Genomic DNA, 607 nt, shown 5'->3' with positions numbered 1-607 from the left:
TTCAGGCGATAGCGGCGCACGCGGGCTCCGTGGGCGTGTGGCCGTCCTCCCTCCGTGAGGTCGTCACGGCCGGTGAGCAGCTCCAGGTGACCCCCGCGGTGCGCGCCCTGTTCCAGCACCTGGAGGGGGCGGTGCTGGTGAACCAGTACGGCCCGTCGGAGACCCATGTGGTGACCTCGCTCGAACTGCGCGGCGACCCCCGTGAGTGGCCGGACCAGCCCAGCATCGGGCGGCCCATCGCCAACGTGGAGGCGTACGTCCTCGACGAGCAGCTGCGGCCGCGGCAGCCGGGCGAGGCGGGCGAGTTGTGCATCGGCGGCCCGGTGCTCGCGCAGGGCTACCTGGGCCTGCCCGAGGCGACCGCCGCGCGGTTCCGGACCGTACCCGGTCTGGCCGGTGGCGGGCGGATCTACCGTACGGGCGATCTGGTCGCACTCCGGCCGGACGGCACTTTCCAGTTCCTCGGGCGGCTGGACGACCAGGTGAAGATCCGGGGCCACCGGGTGGAGACCGGCGAGGTCGAGGCGCATCTGCGGACCCTGCCGGAGATCGCCGACGCGGCCGTGGTCGTACGGGAGGGCGCGGGCGGCATCAGACAGCTGGTGGC

General features: G+C 73.5%; 1 protein-coding gene. It reads left to right on the top strand.

The features are described 5' to 3' along the window. A partial coding sequence (locus RNC47_RS36180; protein ID WP_311605099.1) for an AMP-binding protein occupies nucleotides 1-607 on the top strand: 607 nt, incomplete at both ends.

Origin of the sequence: Streptomyces millisiae, from assembly GCF_031845425.1 — a bacterium.
Classification (GTDB): Bacteria; Actinomycetota; Actinomycetes; order Streptomycetales; family Streptomycetaceae; genus Streptomyces; species Streptomyces millisiae.
This window is presented reverse-complemented; position numbering and strand designations above follow the sequence as displayed.